The following is a 19,912-nucleotide window of genomic DNA, read 5'->3' on the forward strand; positions in this document are numbered from 1 at the left end:
AGGAATCTGGTACGCTCTTTGTGTAGCAACCACTACAGAAGGAGGACATGATGAGCGTGCTTACCGGCAAGACCGCGCTCGTCACCGGTGCCAGCCGCGGGATCGGCCGGGCCACGGCCGAACGACTGGCCAGCAGGGGTGCGCTCGTGGCAGTGCACTACGGCCGCAACGAGGCGGCCGCCCAGGCCGTCGTCGCGGGGATCCGCGAGGCCGGCGGACAGGCGTTCGCAGTCGGCGCCGAGCTGGGGGTGCCCGGCGACATCGACGCGCTCTGGGCGTCGTTCGACGCCCAGCTCGGCGCCTACACCGACCGGCCCGGCCTGGACATCCTGGTCAACAACGCGGGCATCACCCTGCGGGGCCACATCGAGGAGACGACCGAGGAGATCCTGGACCAGCAGTTCGCCGTCAACGTACGCGCCCCGTTCTTCCTCGTGCAGCACGGCCTCAAGCGGCTCCAGGACGGTGGGCGCATCATCAACATCTCGTCCGGCGCCACCCGAATCGCCTACCCGGAGATCATCGCGTACGCGATGACCAAGGGTGCCCTCGACACCTTCACCCTCGCCCTGGCAAAGGCCGTCGGTAGCCGCGGGATCACGGTCAACTCCGTCGCCCCGGGCATCATCGACACCGACATCAACGCCTCCTGGCTGCGGGGCAACGAGGAGGCCAACCAGTTCGCCGCCAGCCTCTCCGCGTTCAACCGCGTCGGCGCTCCGGAGGATGTCGCCGACGTCGTGGCCTTCCTGGCCTCCGACGACGCCCGTTGGATCACCGGCCAGGTCATCGACGCCACCGGTGGTTCGCAGCTGTAGATCCGACTGGTCTCGTGCCGGCGGGGACTTCGTCCCCGCCGGCACACGGATGTGTCCCGGAGGGACGATGTACGCCGTAGTGGTGCGATGGAGCCTTACCGGTTCATCGCAGACGGTCGAGTCGCTACAGCGCCACCTGCTCGGCCACGAGGAGTCCGGAGTCGACCGCCCCGTCGACATGATCGCCATGACCTGGATCGACGACCCGGCAGAAGGATGGTGGGGTGCGGTCCTGCTGGGACGATCCATGGAGGTGATGGGGCATCCCGCACTCCAGCGAGCGAGCACTCTGATCGGTTGTCCACCGACCGACCAGTGGTCGTTCGACCTGTTGTCCTGGACCACCGGCGGGCAGTCCCGTCTCACCGAGCTCTGGCTCGATCTGCTCAGCCGGAGCACGCCCTTCGCGCTGCGCGCCGCCTGACCACGCGCCCGGCACGTCCACCCGGCACTCGGCCGGCGTAGCCCGGTCGGTCGAGTGCCGGGACCGCAACTCGACCGACCGGGGGCCCGTACGGCTCAGCCCGGCACCACGTCGGCCCGTCCCGGGGCCAGCCTCGACCCACCGCCCAGGCCCGATGCCGCCTCCTCCGCCCGCCACTGCCGATAGCTGACGACGAAGCCCACCGCCGTGATCGCCGCGCCGACGAACACCGTCTCCCGCAGACTCAGCCCGGCGTCGAGCAGTCGGCCGCCCGCCCAGCTGGCAAAGGCGATGCTGGCGTTGAACGCGGCGATGTTGACCGCCACCGCCAGCGTCGGCGCGTCCGTCGCGGCGGCGGCCATCACCCGCGCGCCGAGCGCCGGGACGATCGAGAAGAACGCCAGGCCGAAGAGGAAGAGAGCACCGACCGCGAGCGCCGGCACGGCCACCACCGCGCCGAACAGCGTGATCGTTGCCACCAGGAGCGCCAGTAGCCCGGTCAGGGACGGCATCAGCGCGCGGTCCGCCAGCCGGCCACCCAGCACGCTGCCGAGTAGGGAACCCGCGCCGAAGACCAGCAGGAGCGGGCTGACCGCCGCCGAACTGAAGCCACCGACCTCGGTGAGCAGGGGCGCGACGAAGGTGTACGCGAGATATCCGCCGGCCGTGCCCAGCACGGTGATCAGCACCGACTGCCGTACGCGGCGGTTGCCCAGCACCCGCAGTTCGGAGGCCGCGCCGCCACCACGGGCCTGATCGCGGGGCACGGTGACCGCGGCGAAGAGCGCGCCGACGACGGTGAGCGCGGCGACCCCCCAGAACGACGCCCGCCAGCTCCACAGCTCCGCGACGGCGATGCCCAGCGGCACCCCGAGGATGGTGGCGAGGTTGAGGCTGACCGCCACCATGGCCACGGCACTGGCCGACTTCTCCGGCGCGACCAGCCGGTTGGCCAGCACCAGGGCCAGCGCGAACAGTGTGCAGTGGGCGAGCGCGGAGACGACCCGGGCGGCCAGCAGCACGGGGAAGCTGGGGGCCAGGGCGGCGGCACAGTTGCCGGCCGCGAAGACCACCATCAGGGCGAGCATCAGTGACTTGCGGGGCAGCCGGCTGGTCGCGAGGGTCAGCAGCGGGCCACCGACCACCACGGTCAGGGCGTAACCGGTCACGAGGAGCCCGGCGGCGGGAATCGACACCGCGAGGCTCTGCGCGAGATCGGGCAGCAGCCCGGCGATCATGTATTCGGCCGTGCCGAGACAGAAGACACTCAGCAGCAGCCCGGTCAGCCGCACCGGCATCGGAGGCTCCCAGGGTCGACGGGGTGGTGGGTCAGCGTGCCGGCACGAGGACCAGCTTGCCGCGTACGCCGCCCGCGGCCAGCCTGCGGTGCGCCTCGGCCGCGGCGGAGAAGTCGAGCCGCTCGGCGACCCGGACGGTGAGCGTGCCCTCGTCGACCAGGCCGACCAGCCGCGCGAGCCGGGCGCCGTCCTGCTCCACGAAGGACATCCGGACATCGATGCCGCGTTCCGTCAGGGGCGGGCGGGTCGGCACGATCGAGATCGCGGTGCCGCCGTCCCGGACGCCGGCGATCGCGCCGGGCAGGCCGGCCGTCTCCACGAGGGCGTCGGCGGCTCCGCGCGGGATCGTCTCGTCGGTGACCACCCGTTCGGCGCCCAGTTCCTTGAGCAGGGCCTCGTCCCGCGCCCGCGCCACGGCGAGCACGCGCAGCCCACGGGCGACCGCGAGCTGGACGACGAACCCGCCCACCGCTCCCGCAGCGCCGGTGACCAGCAGCGTGCCGCCCGGGGGCGTGTCGAGCAGGTCCAGGGCCTGGTCGGCGGTGAGGCCAGCCAACGGCAGGGCAGCCGCGTCGGCGAGGGCGATGCTGCGCGGCGCCGGGGCGGCGATGTCCGCGGCGACGACGACGTGGTCGGCGTACGTGCCGCGGCCGGTGGCCATCTGCGCGGACATCGCCACGACCGGGTCGCCGGGCGCGAACCGACGCACCCGGGCGCCCACCTCGACGACGGTGCCGGCTACGTCCCAGCCGAGCACCATCGGCAGCTCCACCTTGCTGTGCGCGGCGTGCTGGCCGGCCCGGGTTTGCAGGTCCACCGGATTGACGCCGGCACCGGCCGTGCGGATCAGGATGTCGTCCGGTCCCGGTTCGGGAACGGGCCACTCCGCGGTGGCGAGTCGGTCGGGTTCGCCGAAGGCGGAGAGCAGCACTGCGCGCATGACATGACCTTTCCGATCGGGTTGGTGTGGGTGCCGGCCAACGCGCACGCGGGTCGGTCGACCGGCACCCGGCGGGAGAGTGGTGGATCAGGTCTGGTCGACCAGTTCGGGCACCCGCGGCGGCAGCGCCCGGCAGACGGACGCGGCCAGCACCCGGACGGTCACCAGTCGCGCCCCGGACGAGGCCGCCTGCACCGTGCCGGCGGTGCCGTGCGGCACCAGCAGTACGGTGCCGCGGCCGGCGCGCAGGGCCGTGCCGTCGTCGACCCGCAGCACCGCCGCGCCGTCGAGTACGAGGATGGCCTCCTCGACGCCGTGCTCGGCGTGGACCGGCAGGACGGCGTCGGGGCGCAGCCGCCAGTACTCCACGCTCTCGCACTCGCTGTGCAGCATGCCGCGACGGATCAGGCACTGCCAGCCGGCCCGGGTGTCGCCTGCGGTCACGGCCACGTCCGCGACCGCCCGGTTCACGATCACCGGTCGGCCTCATTCGCCGGCAGCCGGAGCGTGACCGCGCTGAACCGCAGGTCGGCCGTTGCCGACACGGTGATCCGGGTGCCGGCGGGCACCAGCAGGCAGGTGTCCGTGGTCAGCGCGACGTCGTCGGCGGCGTTGCTGTGCGCGGTGCCGGTTCCGGAGTGCACGTAGACCGCGAGCTCGGCGTCCGGCGAGCCCAGGGTCTCCCGTCCGCCCGCGGGCACCTCGACGTACTCGATCCGCTTCAGCGGCCCGGAGAAGATGCCCGCAGTGTCGACGCGACGTTGGGCGAAGAGATCGAAGACGGCGGCGTTGCTCACCGGACAACCTCCTAGGGGCGATCGTGATCCGGTCAGGACTGCGGTGGTGACGGGCGGCAGGGTCTCGATGACCCACCAGTCGAGGTCGGTGACGCCGGTGTTGCGCAGCCCGTGGATGTTGCCGATCCCGGTGAGCGCGAGCATGCCCGCCCGCACCGGGTGCGCGACGCCGTTGAGCAGCAGCTCACCGGTGCCGGAAAGGATGAGGTACATCTCCTCGGTGCGGGTGTGGCGGTGCTCGCCGCTGACCCCGCCCGGCGGGATCGACGCCCACTCCACGGCCTCGACGGGCGACCTGAGCTGCCGCCGCCCGGCGAACGCCTTCCAGCGCGTCCGCCCGGCGGCGCCGTGCACGCCGTGGACGTCGGCGCTGACCGCGGTGGTGCCCACCGCGGCCGGGCCGGCACCCGCGGACCCGGTGCGCACGGCCGGCCCGGCGCTCATCGGGCCGCCGCCAGGTTCATGGCGGCCAGTTCCTGGGCCGCCGCGGCGAGCTCCGCCTCGGTCACGTCGTTGACGAACACGGCGCTGCCGATTCCGACCGGCAGCGGCAGGCGCTGCTGCCCGTCGCGGTGCCGCACCGTGTCCAGCAGCGCGGGGACGAGCACCTCGGGGGTGCACAGCGGATGCCAGGTCGGCAGGTCGAGCGCGGCCATGGCACGCAGGATCCGCCGGCACTGCGCCCGGCTGACCAGGCCCCGGCGGGTGGCCAGCACGGTGGTCAGCGCCATGTCGACCGCCACGGCCTCGCCGTGCAGCAGCTCCGGCAGCGCGCGCATCTCGATGACCGGGCTGAAGGTGTGGCCGTAGTCGACGACCCGCTCCAGCACCTGCTCCCAGAGGTTGGGCTGGAGTTCCTGGAGCATGCCGTGGATGGCCCGCTCCAACACCTCGGTCGCCGGATCGAGGTGCGGCTCCTCCAACGAGAGCCGCTCGGAGACCGGGGCGCTGGCGAGGTCGTCCACCAGCGCGGGGCGTTGCAGTCGGTTGTCCAGCAGGGCTGGTCCGTGCTCCTCCAGGAGGTCGAAGAGCCGGATGTCCTTGATCAGGGCGATCTTCATGATCTCGGCCAGGCCGTTGCTGAGGTGCCGTCGCGGCAGCGTGGTCAGGAAGGTCCGGTCGAGCAGCGTCCGCTCCGCCGGGAAGTAGGTGCCCAACCGGTTCTTGTGGCCGTTGTGGTTGACCCCGGTCTTCGCACCGACACCCGCGTCGACCAGGCCGATGAGCGTGGTGGGGATGCGGATGTAGGGCAACGCGCGACGGTACAGGCTGCTGGCCAGCCCGACCATGTCCAGCAGGACGCCGCCGCCGATGGCGAGAATGGGCTCGCGGCGACGGTCGATGCCGAACTCGTCGAGCGCCCGGACGATGCTCAGCACGTTGTCCATGTCCTTGCTGGGCTCGCCCTCGGGCAGCACCAGCAGGCGGTGCTCGACGCCGTGGTGGGTGAGGTAGGCCCGGATACGGTCGCCGTACAGGCGTTCCACGGTCGTGTCCGTCACGACGAACCGCCGGGGTCGTACGCTCCCGGTGACGTTCTCCAGGATGACGTCGTTCCCGGGGTCGAGGAGGTTCTCGGTCACTCGAACCTCGTAGTTGACGTGCTTGACGGCCTGGACGGACCAGTACGACACCGGGCTGCCGACGGCTACCAGCCCGTCGCTTCGCGGGGCGTCGGCAGTGAGGAGGTCCCGTTGCATCTGCGCTCCTTGAGGTCTGCCCTGCCCCGGCAGAGGGCAGGGTAGGTGCAGGGGCGTGGCCCCGCCGATGGGACGGGGCGCGGCTGAAGAGCAGGGTGCCTGCCTGCCGCTGCTCGGACGAGCCGCCGCACCGACAGGCATCATGCAATGTAGGCGCATGCATATTCTCAGTAAAGAGGAAGAGGGTTAAAAGTTCGTTACCGAGAGCCAGCCCCCGGAAGCCCGGAGCAACGGACGCCCGCCGAGCCGTCGGCGACTCCGGGACCGGAGCGAGCGCCCACGAGGCAGGGCAGGCGGGAGCGGCCCCCAGCGGGGCACGCCGCCGCTCGGGGCCCGGACGCGCCGCCCAGGCGGACCGGCGTAGCGGCTATTCGACCTTGGGAGAGTCGGGCGGCGAGTAGCGCAGACGCGCGACGACGGTAGCGGTGCGACCGTCGATCGAGGCGAGGTCGAGCGCGAGCGCGATCTCCTTGCCGAACATGGCGTTGGCCTCGCGGTTGACCTCGCGCCCCTGCTCGGTGATGGCGGCGAGCACCCCCCGCCGGTCCCCCTCCGGGGTCGACCGGCGAGCCAGGCCCCGGTCTTCGAGCCGGGTGACCAGCCGGCTGACCGAAGACTGATTCAACCCCAGGGCGTCCGCGAGCAGTTGCATGCGCATGCCAGCAGGATCACCGGCGGCAAGCGTGTTGAGGGCCAGGAACTCACTCAGACCGATGCCCGCCAACCGGGACAGCTTCCTGTCGAGCTGATTGCTCACCTCCGCCACCAGGACTGAGAGCTGCTTCCAGAGCTCCACCTCGTCACCCCGTCGCTGCACCACCGAAGATCACCACTTCCTCAGCGCCATGGTCACCCAGGCCGGCCCGCATCCGAAAGATGCACTCCCATGCAATGTTAGCCGCTTTCGACCAATGCGCGGGAGTCCGACCACCCATCATGCAGGGATTTGACCCTGAGTGCCCGAACAGCAGCTGTGGGCTATGGAACTTTTACTTGCGGGCACATGCATCTAGCCATAGATTGACGCCTGCCACCGCGCGTGGAACCGGCCCGTCCCCTGCCATCCGGGCCCGCTCCGCCACGTCGCGCACCCCGCTGCGTTCTCCGGAGGCCCCGCGATGCCCCTCGCCGACCCGAACGAGGAAGCCATCCCGGCGCATCACCGCGCCGGCATCCCCACCGCCCGAACGCTCGACCACTACGCCTTCACCGTGTCCGACCTGCCGCGCGCCGTCGGCTTCTTCACCGCGGTGCTCGGCGGGGAGCTCTGCTACCAGGAGGGGCCGGTGCAGGACCCGACGGGCGACTGGATGACCCGCAAGCTCGGCGTCCACCCTCGGGCCCGCGCGCAGGTGGCCCTGGTGCGCCTGCGCGACTTCGCCAACATCGAGCTCTTCGGCTACACCGCACCCGACCAGGTGACCACCGCGCCGGAACCCACCGCGCCCGGCGGCGCCTACCTCGCGCTCCAGGTGCAGGAGCTGGCCGCCGCCACGCGACGGCTTGCCCAGGTCCCCGGCATCCACGTCGTTCGCTCCGCACCCACCGGTGCGGACGGGCCGTCGGCCTGGTGCCGCGCCGACTGGGGAATGTGGCTGCTCCTGCGCGAAGCCGGTCCGACGCCGCGAACCGACCGCCGCTTCCGCCCACCTGCCCCGCCGACCGGCTGGACCGGGCTGCCAGGTCTGCACGGAGTGGAACACTTCGGGCGTACGGTCGGGGACCTCGATGCCGCCGTGGCGTTCTTCGTCGACGTGCTCGGTGCCGAACTGCTGTCGGCGCTGACCGAGCCCTGCCCCGAACCGTGGACGCCGGCCGCTGCCGTCCGCCGGCGCGCGGCGCTGCGGGTGGGTCCCACCGCTAACGTCGAGCTCTGCTCCCCCGCGCCGCACGCCGTCGGCGGGCCTCCCCGCAACAGCGACGTCGGCGGGCACCACCTCGCCTTCTACGTCGACGACGTGGACGCGGCAGCGGCCTGGCTGCGCCAGGCCCCCGGCGTGGAGGTGATGGGCGATCCGGAGACCATCGCCGACGGTCCGATCGCCGGCGACCGCTGGGTCTACTTCCGCACCCCGATCGGCATCCAGATGGAGATCGTCCGGATGCCCGACGGTGAGCTGCCGTACGAGTCGCTGACCAGCGCCCGACGGGCCACGCCCGGCCCGTACCGCTGGACCGACCGTCCCTGACCACCCTGTCCGACGAGAGTGAGGACGAAGAGATGCGGTGGAACGACCTGTATGTGTCCGGCACCGGAGCGTGGCTGCCCAAGGCCGTCGGCGTCGACGGGGCCGTAGCCCAGGGGCGGTACCCGGCCGAGTCGGCCGAGCGCAGCGCCCAGCTCTCGGTCACCGTCGCCGAGCCGGACGAGCACCTGCCCGACATGGCCGTCGGTGCAGCCCGCCAGGCGCTCGTCCGCTCCGGCAGCGCCGCCGGTGACGTCGCCGCGGTGTTCCACTCGGTGGTGCTCCACGCGGGGCTGGACGTGTGGAACCTCGGCTCGTACATCCAGCGGTCGGTCGCCCGGCCGGACGCCTTCGTGGCGGAGATCCGCAGCGGTTCCAACGGCGGGCTGGTGGCGGTGGAGACAGCCGCCGCCTACCTGCGGGCGCACGAGGAGACGGGGGTGGCGGTGGTCAGCGCCGGCGACCGGTGGCCGGAGCCCTACTTCGACCGGTGGAAGGCCGACCGCATCGTCTACGCCGACGGCGCCGCCGCCGTGACGCTCTCCCGCACCGACGGGTTCGCCCGACTGGTCGCCATGGTCACCCGCACCGACCCGGAACTGGAAGGCATGCACCGTGGAGCGGATCGGCTGGACGGGATCGGCGCCGGGCCGCTGGAGCCGGTGGACCTGGACCGGCGGCACCGGCACTTCCTCGGCGAGATCGGTCGGGAGGAGATCTGGCGCCGCCTCGACGCCGGGATACGCAGCACCTGCGCACAGGTGCTGGAGGAAGCCGGGATCACGGGCGGCGAGGTGGACCGCTTCGTCGTGCCGCACTTCGGCCTCTGGCTGACCCGGCGACAGATCCTCGATCCGCTGGGCATCACCGATCTGGGCCGTACCACGTGGGACTTCTCGCGGCAGGTCGGGCACCTGGGCGCCGGCGACCAACTCGCCGGGCTGAACCATCTCGCCGAGACCGGCGAGCTGCGTCCGGGGCAGCACGTCCTGCTGCTGGGGGTGGGGGCCGGCTTCACCTGGACCGGTGCGGTGCTGCGGATCCTGCGCACGCCGGCCTGGGCCGGGCAGCCGGTCTGATCAGTCGCGCACGACAAACAGGGGAGGACAAAGCATCATGAGCAAGGTGACTCGCCGGCGCGTGCTGGCCGGCACCGCAGCCGTCGGCGGCGGCCTGCTGGTCGCCACCGGCCCGGCAGCGCCGGCCGCACCGGCAGCACCGCCCGCGCCGGCACCGGTGACGGTCTCGGCCACCGACCCCCGCTATCCGGATCTGGTCCGGGGCACCAACCAACGCTGGGTCGGCCGGCCCGACGAGGTCCGCCTGATCACCTCCACCGCGCAGGCGGTACGCGCCGTGCAGGAGGCGGTCAGCGCCGGCAGGCGGCTCGCCGTGCGCAGCGGCGGGCACTGCTACGAGGACTTCACCACCAGCTCCGACATCCGGGTGGTGTTGGACCTGTCTCAGCTCTCCGACGTCTACTACGACCCCGGCCGCCGGGCGTTCGCCGTCGAGGCGGGGGCCACCCTGGGCAAGGTGTACGAGACGCTCTACAAGCGGTGGGGCGTTTTCCTGCCGGCCGGCAACTGCCCGACCGTCTGCGCGGGGGGCCACATCGCCGGCGGCGGCTACGGCTCCCTGGCCCGCCGCAACGGCCTTGCCGTCGACCACCTCTACGCCGTCGAGGTGGTCGTGGTCGACGCCTCGGGCACCGCCCGCGCGGTCGTCGCCACCCGGGAGACCACCGACCCGCACCACGACCTGTGGTGGGCACACACCGGTGGCGGCGGTGGCAACTTCGGCGTGGTCACCCGGTACTGGCTGCGCTCCCCCGGGGTCACCAGCAGTGAACCGGCGCGGCTGCTTCCCCGGCCGCCGTCGCAGGTGTGGGTCAACGAGGTCGCCTGGCCGTGGGAGTCGATCACCGAGGCCGGGTTCACCCGGCTCATGCGCAACCACGGGCGTTGGCACGCGCAGCACAGCGCTCCCGACTCGCCCTATGTCAACCTGTTCAGCCAGCTGAAGCCCTGGCACCGCGCCAACGGCGCGATCACGATGGTCACCCAGGTCGACGCCGGCGCGCCCCACGCCGAGCGGATGCTGCAGAACTACGTCGCCGCGGTGGGCGCTGGTGTGGGCGTCCCGGCGCAGACCCGGCAGCACCGGCTGGTGCCCTGGCTGCACGCCACCCAGTGGCCGGGCTTCACCGGCCCCGACCCGACCATCCGGTTCAAGGGCAAGTCCGCCTATCTGCGGGGCACCTACCCGACGGAGCAGATCGCCGTCATGTATCGGCACCTGACCCGCACCGACTTCCACAACCCGACGGCGCTGATGATGATCGCCTCGTACGGCGGCCGGGTGAACACCCTGCAACCGGGCGACACGGCGGTGCCGCAGCGGGACTCCGTGATCAAGATGCAGTGCGTGACGCTCTGGAACGACGCCCGCGACGACGAGGCGAACGTCGCCTGGGTCCGGGAGTTCTACCGGGAGCTCTACGGCGCGACCGGTGGGGTGCCGGTGCCCAACGAGGTGACCGACGGCTGCTTCGTCAACTACGCCGACGTCGACCTGAACGACCCCGCCTGGAACACCTCCGGCGTCGCCTGGCACGACCTCTACTACAAGGGGAACTACCCGCGGCTGCAACAGGTCAAGGCGCGGTGGGATCCGCGCAACGTCTTCCGGCACGCCCAGTCCATCCGGCCGGCCAACTGAGCGGGGCGTCGTGATGGAATCGGTCAAGATCGACGTACGCCGGCCCGCGTCCCGGTTGCAGAGCCTCACCGGTCTGCGCTTCCTCGCCGCCCTGCTCGTGTTCGGCTTCCACCTGTCGCTCAACCGGCATCTGCTCGGGGAAGGCAGCCTGCCGGACGCCTACCGGGGGCTGCTGAAGAACGCCGGTTGGTTCGGGGTCACCTTCTTCTTCGTGCTCAGCGGCTTCGTGCTCACCTGGTCGGTCCGGCCCCGCGACACCTACCGGGAGTTCGTCGCCCGACGGCTGGTCAAGATCTACCCCAACCACCTGGTCACCTTCGTGATCGCCTTCACCCTCTTCGGGCTGGCCGGGGCCTCGGCCCTGGAGGCGGTGGGCAACCTGGCCCTCCTGCACGCCTGGGTGCCGCGGGACACCAGCTTCTTCAGCATCAACCACCCGAGCTGGTCGTTGTCCACCGAGTTGTTCTTCTACCTCATGTTTCCGGCGCTGTGGTTCGGGTTGCGCCGGATTCCCGACCGGCTGCTCTGGCCGGTCGCCGGCCTGGTGATGGCGGTCATCCTGGTGCTGCCCGCGGTTGCCGGGCTCCTGCCGGCCGGCGAGGTCTTCGGCGAGGCCCACCGCAACTCGCCGCTGTACCAGCACTCGATGCACCAGGTCTGGTTCCTGTACGCGTTCCCGCCCGTCCGGCTGCTCGACTTCGCCCTGGGCATGCTGATGGCCTCGATCGTCCGAGCCGGTCGATGGCCGGGCCTGCCTGCCCTGCCGGTGGCCGGGCTGGTCCTGGTGGCCTACCTGGCCAGCCTGGCCCAGCCCCTGGAATACCAGCTCAACGCCAGCTTCGTCATCCCGATCGCGTTGCTGATCCCGGCGGTGGCCACCCTCGACGAAGGAGGTCGCGGAGGGCTGCTGGGTCATCCCCGCGTCGTGCTGCTCGGCGAGGTCTCCTTCGCCTTCTACATGGTCCACGACATCCTGCTCACCGGGCTGGGCCGGCTGCTGGGCCCGCACACCCCAGCGCCGGGGATCGGCCTGCTGCTCGCCTTCTGCGCGCTCGTGGTGAGCATCGGCGCCGCCTGGGTGCTGTACCGCGCGGTGGAGAGCCCGCTCACCCGGGCCTGGGCACGGCGTCGGGCGCGAGTGGTCCCGCTGGGCGCGGAGCGGGCACCGGCCATGCTCTGACCGCCGGTCCGGGGCGGTCGGCGGTTGCTGGCCGCCCCGGACCCGATGTCCGGACGACTCAGCTCCCTACGGCCCGCAGCGGGTATCCGCCTTCGCACGGGAGGAAGCCCTCCCCGCCCGGGCCGCCCAGGCCAGCAACGCCCCCACCAGCGCCGTCATCGCGATCGCGCCCGGGGCCTTCGTGGAGCGGGCCAGGTTGGTGCCGTCGGGCAGGGTGAGGACGGCGGCCACCGCGCTGGGCAGCACGAACCACGTGGTCCGGGCCAGGCGGACCACCGAGATCGCGAGCAGGGTCAGCGGCCAGGTGGCGTACCAGGGGTGGAAGACCGGCGAGAGGGCGACCGTGGCGGCGAGCGCCAGCCCCGCGCCGAGCAGGGCCACCCCGGGCCGGGCCGCCGGGGCATCCGTCCCGGTGCCCTGCCGGCGCAGCGACCGCCACGCCCAGCACCACAGGGCCACCAGCGTCGCCGCGAGCAGCAGCAGGCCGGCGGCCCGGGTCACCGGCACGGCGTCGGGCCGCCGTCCGGCCCACTCCCCCACGTAGTCGATGACGAAGCCGACTGCCGTCGGCGGCGACGTCCACTGCGCGGAGTCGCCGCTGCGGGCCAGCCCGGCGACCCAGCCCAGGCCCAGCCCGGACGCCACGGAGGTCGCCAGCAGCGCCGCCAGCGCGCCGCCGGCCAGCCAGCCCCCGCCGCGCAGCAGCGCCCGCCAGGTGGGTCGGCCGGCGACGGCGGCCAGCGCCGCGAACGGCAGCGTCACCACGGCGGTCGCCTTGACGGCCACGGCCAGCCCGAGCAGCGCCCCGACCAGCAGCAGCACCCCGGCCGGCGGGGTCTGCCCGGCAGGCCGCGGCGCGGGGGACCCGGGTAGCCCGGACGCCGCGTAGGGCGCGGGCGGCCTGGGCGGTCTCGCCGGCCCGCGGACCAGCAGCAGCAGGCCGGTCAGCAGCAGGCCGAGGGCCACCGCGTCGTTGTGCGCCCCGGCCACCAGGTGCACCCCGACCAGGGGCGCGGCCAGCGCCAGCCAGGCGGCCCGCCGGACCGGCACCCCCGCCGCGCGGGCCAGCCCCGGCAGGCAGTACGCGGCCAGCAGCACGCCCGCGACGGCGTACAGCCGCAGGAGCGCGACGGCACCGGCGAGCCCGCCGCCGACGGTCACCGCGAACGCGGCGAGCAGCACGAACAGCGGCCCGTACGGCGCGGGGGTGTCCCGCCAGATCGGGGCGACCGAGTCCAGCCACGGGCAGCCGGCCGCCGCCACCCCCAACCGGTACGGGTCGCGCCCGTGCGCGTACGACCAGCCCTGGCAGGCGTACGAGTAGACGTCGCGGCTGCCCAGCGGCGGCGTCGCCAGCAGCGGCAGCAGCCAGAGCCCGGCGGTCGCGTACGCCCACCGGCCCGACGGTGCGCCGTCGCGCAGCGCCCACCACGCCCCGACCATCAACGCGGTGCCGGCCAGCCAGCAGCCCAGCACCGCCGGACCGTGCGGGCCCCGCCACACCTGGGCGGGCGTGCCGCCGGTCAGGTCGGGCAGCGCCCCGCCCAGCCAGCCGGCGACGGCGAGCAGAACGGCACCGAGCAGTCCCGCCCAGCGGGCGACGACGGCCACCGGCGCACCCTTCGCTCAGTCGGCTCCCCGGATGGCGGGGTCCGGCGCGCGGTCCGCCGCGCGGTCCGCCCTCGCCGACCGTACCAACCGCACGGCCGCCCAGATCAGCAGAAGCGTCATCAGCGGCGCCCCAGGCAGCTTCGTGTACCGGGCCAGCCCGGTGCCGTCCGGCAGGATCAGAAACGCCGAGACGAGCGCCACGACGAGGTACCAGCGGGCGGGGCGGACGGTCGTCGCGGCGAGCACGGTCAGCGGCCAGATCCAGTACCAGGGGTGCACGACCGGGGACATCGCCACCATGGCGGCCAGCGCGAGGCCGGCGTGCCACAGCGGCTCCCGCGTGCGGGCCCGCCACCAGAGCCAGAGCAGCAACCCGGCGAGCACCACCACGCCGAGCGCCCGGGTCACCGGCAGCGCGTCGACGTGCGCGCCGAAGATCAGCGCGACGTACCCGGCGGTCTGCCCCACGGCGGTGGGCGGCGAGGTCCAGGCGATCGCGTCGCCGCCCTTGGACAGCCCGCCGACCCAGCCGAAGTCCAGCCCGCCGGCAAAGGTCACCCCGACCACGGTGGCCACCGCGCCGGCGACGACCCACCCGCCGTCGCGCAGCAGCGTGCGGATCCGGTACGGCCCGGACATGGCGGCCAGCGCGGCGAACGGGATCACCACCACGCCAGTGATCTTGATGGACACGGCCAGCCCGAGCAGCACCCCCCCGGCCAGCAGCGGCCCGGGACGGCCCGGCCGGGCGGCCACCACGGCCAGCCCGGCGACCAGCAGGCCGACCATGATCGCGTCGTTGTGCGCCCCGGCCACCAGGTGCACGCCGATCAGCGGGCTGGCCAGCGCCAGCCACAGCGCCTTGCCGACCGGCACCCCGCAGCGGCGGGCCAGCACCGGCAGGCAGGCGGCGGTCAGCGCCAGCCCGGCCACGGCGAACAGCCGGAACAGCACGATGCTCGCGGTCAGCGACCCGGTCGCCTTCACCACCGCGCCGGCCAGCACCACGAACAGCGGGCCGTACGGGGCCGGGGTGTCCCGCCAGATGTACGAGATGGTGTCCAGCCACGGGCAGGGCAACGCCGACACGCCCTGCTCGTACGGGCTGATGCCGTTGGCGAAGCTGGCCCCCTGGCACGCGTACGCGTACACGTCGCGGCTGGCCATCGGTGGCGCGACCAGCAACGGCAGCAGCCAGAGCCCGGCGGTGACCAGGGCCCAGCGCGCGGACGGCGGGCCGTCGCGCAACGACCACCAGGCCCACGCCATGAGCGCGGTGCCGACCAGCCACGCCCCGATGATCAGCGGCCCGTGCGGGCCCTGCCAGATGCTGACCGGGGTGGGACGCAGATCGCCGCCGGGGAACGCCCCGCCGAGGAACGCCGACAGCGACAGCAGGGCGGAGCCGGCGAGCCCCGCGTAACGGATCAGACGGTGACGGTCCACGGTCAGCATTGTCCGGACGGCCGCAGGGCACTGGTGACCCGGTACGACCCTGGCGTGGCCCCGCGCACCGTGAGGAAGCCGTCCGGGGTGGGCGCGAGGCAACCGCCCGGCCCGGTCAGGGTCAGCCAGCGCGACCAACGCACCCGCACCGGCACGTCGCCGGGCGTGTCGACGGTGAACCGGACGGCGGCCCGGCCCGACCCGTCCAGTCGCCCCGGCGCCCCGACCAGGGGCCCGGGGTCGGTGACGGCGTACAGCCGCCAGGTGGCGTCCCGCCACACCTCGCGCAGGTACGGCTGGCCGGCGACGACGAGGGCGGCCTCCTGGCGGGCGTACCGGTCGGGCACGCTGTCGGGGGCGAGCGCCACGAACGCCACGGCCTCCCGGCGCAGCCAGCCGGCGTACGCGTCGGGGGTGAGGTCGTCGCCGTAGAACAGGGGGTTGCGGGCGGTGTCGACCTGCCGCTCCCAGCCCCGCGCCAGCGGCACGGTGTCCGGCAGGTACGCCGACTCCCAGTGGTCGCGCAGCGGCACCACCTCGACCCGGCCCACCGGCTGCCGGCGGGCCAACTCGTCGACCAGCGGCCGGTAGTACGCCGCCGCGCTCTCGGGCGAACCGGCGCGGGCGAGGTCGTTGGTCAGCACCGGGTTCTGCCACCAGACGCAGGCGGCGAGCAGCCCGGCCAGCCACGGGCCGGGCAGCGGCACGTACCCGGCCAGCAGGGGCAGCGTGAACAGCAGCGGCAGCCGCAGGGCGTTGGAGCCGATCGGGCTGGGCACGAGCTGCGCGGCGACCAGCAGCAGCACGGTCAGCCCCGCACCGGCGCGCAGCACGCGGCGGCGACGCGGCACCGCGAAGAAGACGACCACGGCGAGGGCGACGTTGATCCGCATCGACTCGGCGGTGAACGGCTGCGTCCCGCCGTTGCCGAACAGCAGCGCCATCGGGGCGAGCGCGACCGCCGGGGCGAGGCACAGCGTCAGGCTCTCGGCGAGCGGCCGGTCGGCCCGCCACCCGCCGGGCAGCGCCCGCCCCGGTCCGGCACCCCGGCGCAGGCTGGCCAGCAGCAGCGCCGCGCCGGCCAGGCCGGTGAACAGGCCGGCTACGGGGCTGGCCCAGGTGGCCAGCGCGGCGAGCAGGCCGGCCACGGCCAGCCGCGCCGGACGGGCCCGGTCGCGCCGGCCCGCCCCCGCCGGCCCGGGCAGGTCGACGCCGACCGCGCAGAGCGCGAGCAGCCCCAGCGTCAGCCCGACGGCGAAGGTGACCCGACCGCTGGCCAGGTTGCCGACCAGCACGACCGCCCCGAGGAGCCCGGCGAGCTGCGGCCGCCGGGCCCGGTGCCGGGCGAACAGGTGGCCCAGCGCGGCGGCGGCGAGCACCGCGGCGGCGGCACCGAGCGGGCGGGGCCCGACCCAGGCGGCCAGCCGGGCGGTGAAGAGGCTGTAGCCGAACTGGTCGACCCCGCCGTACCAGCCGAGGTCGACCGGGGTTGCGCCGTGCCGGTCGGCGAACCCGGCGCGGGCGACCTGCGCGGCGAGGTCGGTGCCCATCGGCGGGGCGATCAGGTACGCCCCCGCGAGCAGCACCGCCGCGCCGGCCGCCACCACGGCAGGTGTTAACAGGGGGCCCCTGCTATGCAGATAGCGATAAGAAGGGGCCCTTCCTTGCGCCTCAGGCATCGAGGACGCGTTCCATCGCCGCGCGGGAGCGGCGAGCGGTGCGCAGGTATTCGTCGAGGAACTCGCCCGGGTCGTCGCGGCCGAGCAGCCGCACCACCCCGGCCAGTTCCACACCGTGCCGGGGCAGTTGGTCGCCGGCGCGGCCCCGCACCAGCATCAGCGCGTTGCGGACCTGCGCGGCGAGGGTCCAGCCGGCGGCCATCGCCGTGGCGTCCGCCGGGTCGATCAGGCCCGCGCCGGCCGCCGCCGCGAGCGCGTCGAGGGTACGCGTGCCGCGCAGCTCCGGCAGTCGGCCGGCGTGCCGGAGCTGGACCAGCTGCACCGCCCACTCGACGTCGGCGAGCCCGCCCCGGCCCAGCTTGGTGTGGGTCGCCGGGTCGGCGCCCCGGGGCAGCCGCTCGGTCTCCACCCGCGCCTTGATCCGGCGGATCTCGACGATCTGCTCCCGGGTCAACCCGTCGGCGGGATAGCGCACGGGGTCGACCATCGTCTCGAACTCGGCCCCCAGGTCGGCGTCGCCGCAGACGAACCGGGCGCGCAGCAGCGCCTGCGCCTCCCACACCTTCGACCAGCGGGCGTAGTACTGGGCGTACGCGGCGAGGCTGCGCACGAGGGGGCCCTGCCGGCCCTCGGGGCGCAGGTCGGCGTCGACGCCCAGCGCCGGGTCGGGGGCGGGGGCGGACAGCAGCCGGCGCAGCTCCTCGGCGATCGCGTGGGCGGCGGCGCTGGCCGCGCCCTCGTCGGCCCCGGCGGGCGGGTCGTAGACGAAGAGCACGTCGGCGTCGGAGAGGTAGTTCGACTCGTACCCGCCGAGCCGGCCCATGCCGATCACCGCGAACCGCAGGCCGGGCAGGGCCGGCTGGGCGGCCCGGGCGGCGCGCAGCGCGGCGGCGAGGGTGGCGTCGGTGACGTCGGACAGGGCGGTGCCGACGGCGGTGACGTCGGCGAGGCCGAGCGCGGCCCGCCCGTCGGCGTCGGGGCGGCCACCGGCGGCGGCCCGGTCGGCGTCCCGGCCAGCGGCCACCCGGTCCGCGTCCCGAGCGGGGGTGGGGGCCAGCGACCCGGCCCGGCTCAGCATGTCGGCGCAGGCGATGCGGACCAGTTCCCGGCGGCGCAGCGCGCGTACGGCGCGGGTCGCCTCGACGGGGTCGGCGGCGTGCCGGGCCGCCGCGGCGGCGAAGCCCTCGCAGAGGACGGCGCGCGGACGGGGGGTCAGCTCGTTCTCCTCGGCGAGCAGCCGCAGCGCCTCCGGCTCGCGGGCCAGGAGGTCGGCCGCGTACCGGGAGGAGGACAGGACGCGGGCCAGCCGGCGGGCCACCGGGCCGGAGTCGCGCAGCAGCCGCAGGTACCAGGGGGTGCTGCCGAGGGAGTCGGAGACCTGCCGGTAGTTGAGCAGCCCCCGGTCCGGCTCGGGGGCGTCGGCGAACTCGCTGAGCAGCACCGGCAGCAGGGTGCGCTGGATGGCGGCGGTGCGGCTCACCCCGCCGGTGAGGGCCTGGAGGTGCCGCAGCGCCCCGGCGGGGTCGGCGAAGCCGAGGATCTCCAGCCGGTGCCGGGCCGCCTCGGGGGTGAGCCGCAGCCCGTCGGCGGGGACGCGGGCCACCGACTCCAGCAGGGGCCGGTAGAGCAGCTTGGCGTGCAGCCGGCGTACTTCGGTGGCGTGGGTGACCCACTCGGCGCGGAACTCCTCGACGGCGCTGCGGCCCGGCGTGGCCGCGTAGCCGAGGGCGGCGGCGAGCCAGCGCAGCGCGGCCGGTTCGGTCGGCACGGTGTGGGTGCGGCGCAGGCCCTGGAGCTGGAGCCGGTGCTCGACGCCGCGCAGGAAGCGGTAGCCGCGCAGCAGCGCCTCCCCGTCGGCGCGGCCCACGTAGCCGCCGGCCACCAGGGCGCGCAGCGCGGGGATCGTCCCGGGCACGCGCAGCGTCTCGTCGCCGCGGCCGTGCACCAGTTGCAGGAGCTGGACGGCGAACTCGATGTCGCGCAGCCCGCCGGGGCCGCGCTTGATCTCGCGGTCCAGCTCCTTCGGCGGGATGTTGTCGATGATCTTCCGGCGCATCGACCGGACGTCGTCGACGGCCTCGGGACGCTCGGCGGCGGTCCACACCAGCGGGGCGAGCTGGTCGATCCACTCCTGGCACAGCGCCAGGTCGCCGGCCGCCGGGCGGGCCTTCAGCAGCGCCTGGAACTCCCAGGTGCGCGCCCAGCGCCGGTAGTAGGCCAGGTGGCTGGCGAGGGTGCGCACCAGCGGCCCCCGGTTGCCCTCCGGGCGCAGCGCCGCGTCGACCGGCCAGGCGACCAGCCCGCAGACGTGGATCAGCCGGGTGGCGATCGTGGTGGCCGCCGGCAGCTCGTCGTCCTCGGCGCAGACGAAGATCACGTCGACGTCGGAGACGTAGTTGAGCTCGCCGCCGCCGCACTTGCCCATCGCCACCACGCCGAGGCGGGGCACGGCGGTCCCCTCGGGCAGCTCGCCCACCGCGATGTCGTACGCCGCCGCGAGGGTGGCGTCGGCCAGCGCGGACAGCGCGGCCATGGTCTGCTCCAGGGCCCGGCCGCCGGTCAGGTCGGCCGCCGCGATGCGCAGCAGGGCCAGCCGGTACGCCTGCCGCAGCACCGCCACCGGCTGGGTGGACGGGGTGACGCGGGCGGCGGCGGCCAGGTCGAGCCGGCCCTCGGCGGCGGGGGCGAGCCCGTCGGGGGCCGTGGCGAGCACCGGCCACTGCCGCGGGTTGGCCACCAGGTGATCGCCGAGGGCCGAGGACGCGCCGAGCACGGCGACGAGCCGCCGGCGCAGCCCCGGGTCGGCGTGCAGGGCGTCCAGCACGGCCGAGCCGGCGGCCCGGTCACCGTCGCCCCCGGTGGTTTCGGCGACGCCTCCGGTGGTGCGGCGCTCGGTCTCGACGAGGCGGTGCAGCTGGCGCAGGGCCAGGTCGGGGTCGGCGGCCCGGGACAGCGCCGCCAGCAGCTCGGCGGCCCGGTCGTCGACCGGCTCCTGCTCCTGCGGGTGCCACAGGCCGAGCCCGGCCGGGCCGAGCAGGTCGGCGGCGCGGGAGCCGTCGTCGGTGCCGAAGCCGTAGCGGGCGAGCCGGCCCCGCGCGGGTCTGCTCATCAT

Annotated in this window: 16 protein-coding genes; 6 read left to right on the forward strand and 10 right to left on the reverse strand. The window is 74.2% G+C overall.

Going from position 1 to position 19,912, the window contains the following annotated elements; translation table 11 throughout:
• Positions 1–50: 50 nt before the first annotated feature.
• Both O7628_RS03735 and O7628_RS03740 read left to right on the forward strand, forming a co-directional pair.
• Positions 51–818 carry an SDR family oxidoreductase gene (locus O7628_RS03735; RefSeq protein WP_278128336.1) on the forward strand — a complete coding sequence of 256 codons (768 nt, stop codon included), beginning with the start codon at positions 51–53 and terminating at the stop codon, positions 816–818.
• 67 nt (positions 819–885) lie between these two features.
• On the forward strand, positions 886–1,242 hold the full coding sequence (locus O7628_RS03740) for a hypothetical protein (protein WP_278128338.1): 357 nt from the start codon (positions 886–888) through the stop codon (positions 1,240–1,242).
• 95 nt (positions 1,243–1,337) lie between these two features.
• On the opposite strand, the gene O7628_RS03745 is transcribed toward O7628_RS03740, so the two are convergent.
• From O7628_RS03745 to O7628_RS03770, 6 genes are all read right to left on the reverse strand, one after another.
• The gene (locus O7628_RS03745) at positions 1,338–2,540 is read right to left on the reverse strand and encodes an MFS transporter (RefSeq protein WP_278128340.1); all 1,203 of its coding nucleotides are present in this window, start codon (positions 2,538–2,540) and stop codon (positions 1,338–1,340) included.
• Positions 2,541–2,571: 31 nt separating this feature from the next.
• A complete protein-coding gene (locus O7628_RS03750) occupies positions 2,572–3,480 on the reverse strand; it encodes an NADP-dependent oxidoreductase (RefSeq protein ID WP_278128342.1) in 909 nt (302 codons plus the stop codon).
• 87 nt (positions 3,481–3,567) lie between these two features.
• On the reverse strand, positions 3,568–3,957 hold the full coding sequence (locus O7628_RS03755; RefSeq protein ID WP_278128344.1) for a cupin domain-containing protein: 390 nt from the start codon (positions 3,955–3,957) through the stop codon (positions 3,568–3,570).
• The gene (locus O7628_RS03760; protein WP_278128346.1) at positions 3,954–4,721 is read right to left on the reverse strand and encodes a cupin domain-containing protein; all 768 of its coding nucleotides are present in this window, start codon (positions 4,719–4,721) and stop codon (positions 3,954–3,956) included. Before O7628_RS03760 ends, O7628_RS03755 begins: the two co-directional genes overlap by 4 nt.
• Positions 4,718–5,977: a sedoheptulose 7-phosphate cyclase gene (locus O7628_RS03765; RefSeq protein ID WP_278128348.1), complete on the reverse strand. Its 1,260-nt coding sequence runs from the start codon at positions 5,975–5,977 to the stop codon at positions 4,718–4,720. The genes O7628_RS03760 and O7628_RS03765 overlap by 4 nt, the downstream gene beginning before the upstream one ends.
• Positions 5,978–6,344: 367 nt before the next feature.
• The gene (locus O7628_RS03770; RefSeq protein ID WP_278128350.1) at positions 6,345–6,773 is read right to left on the reverse strand and encodes a MarR family transcriptional regulator; all 429 of its coding nucleotides are present in this window, start codon (positions 6,771–6,773) and stop codon (positions 6,345–6,347) included.
• A gap of 322 nt (positions 6,774–7,095) precedes the next feature.
• Between O7628_RS03770 and O7628_RS03775 the strand changes: the two genes are divergently transcribed.
• Genes O7628_RS03775 through O7628_RS03790 form a run of 4 tightly spaced genes read left to right on the forward strand, consistent with a single transcriptional unit; the run spans position 7,096 to position 12,064 of the window.
• The gene (locus tag O7628_RS03775) at positions 7,096–8,166 is read left to right on the forward strand and encodes a VOC family protein (protein ID WP_278128352.1); all 1,071 of its coding nucleotides are present in this window, start codon (positions 7,096–7,098) and stop codon (positions 8,164–8,166) included.
• 32 nt (positions 8,167–8,198) lie between these two features.
• Positions 8,199–9,242: a ketoacyl-ACP synthase III family protein gene (locus O7628_RS03780; protein WP_278128353.1), complete on the forward strand. Its 1,044-nt coding sequence runs from the start codon at positions 8,199–8,201 to the stop codon at positions 9,240–9,242.
• 37 nt (positions 9,243–9,279) lie between these two features.
• Complete coding sequence (locus O7628_RS03785) at positions 9,280–10,884, forward strand: BBE domain-containing protein (protein ID WP_278128355.1); 1,605 nt, start codon at positions 9,280–9,282, stop codon at positions 10,882–10,884.
• Between the two features lie 13 nt (positions 10,885–10,897).
• Positions 10,898–12,064, forward strand: coding sequence for an acyltransferase (locus tag O7628_RS03790; RefSeq protein WP_278128357.1), 1,167 nt, complete (start codon positions 10,898–10,900; stop codon positions 12,062–12,064).
• Between the two features lie 66 nt (positions 12,065–12,130).
• On the opposite strand, the gene mptB (O7628_RS03795) is transcribed toward O7628_RS03790, so the two are convergent.
• The 4 genes from mptB (O7628_RS03795) to O7628_RS03810 form a co-directional block, all read right to left on the reverse strand.
• Entirely contained in the window at positions 12,131–13,675 is a 1,545-nt protein-coding gene (mptB, locus tag O7628_RS03795; protein ID WP_278128359.1) for a polyprenol phosphomannose-dependent alpha 1,6 mannosyltransferase MptB, read from the reverse strand.
• A 15-nt stretch (positions 13,676–13,690) separates the two neighbouring features.
• Positions 13,691–15,121 carry a polyprenol phosphomannose-dependent alpha 1,6 mannosyltransferase MptB gene (mptB, locus tag O7628_RS03800; protein WP_278128361.1) on the reverse strand — a complete coding sequence of 477 codons (1,431 nt, stop codon included), beginning with the start codon at positions 15,119–15,121 and terminating at the stop codon, positions 13,691–13,693.
• 2 nt (positions 15,122–15,123) lie between these two features.
• Positions 15,124–16,725 (reverse strand): hypothetical protein, encoded by a 1,602-nt coding sequence (locus O7628_RS03805; protein ID WP_278128363.1) that lies wholly within the window; start codon positions 16,723–16,725, stop codon positions 15,124–15,126.
• Positions 16,726–16,792: 67 nt separating this feature from the next.
• Positions 16,793–19,909, reverse strand: coding sequence for a bifunctional [glutamine synthetase] adenylyltransferase/[glutamine synthetase]-adenylyl-L-tyrosine phosphorylase (locus O7628_RS03810; protein ID WP_278128365.1), 3,117 nt, complete (start codon positions 19,907–19,909; stop codon positions 16,793–16,795).
• Positions 19,910–19,912: the final 3 nt, after the last annotated feature.

The sequence above is a fragment of the Micromonospora sp. WMMD956 genome (genome assembly GCF_029626125.1).
Taxonomy (GTDB): domain Bacteria; phylum Actinomycetota; class Actinomycetes; order Mycobacteriales; family Micromonosporaceae; genus Micromonospora; species Micromonospora carbonacea.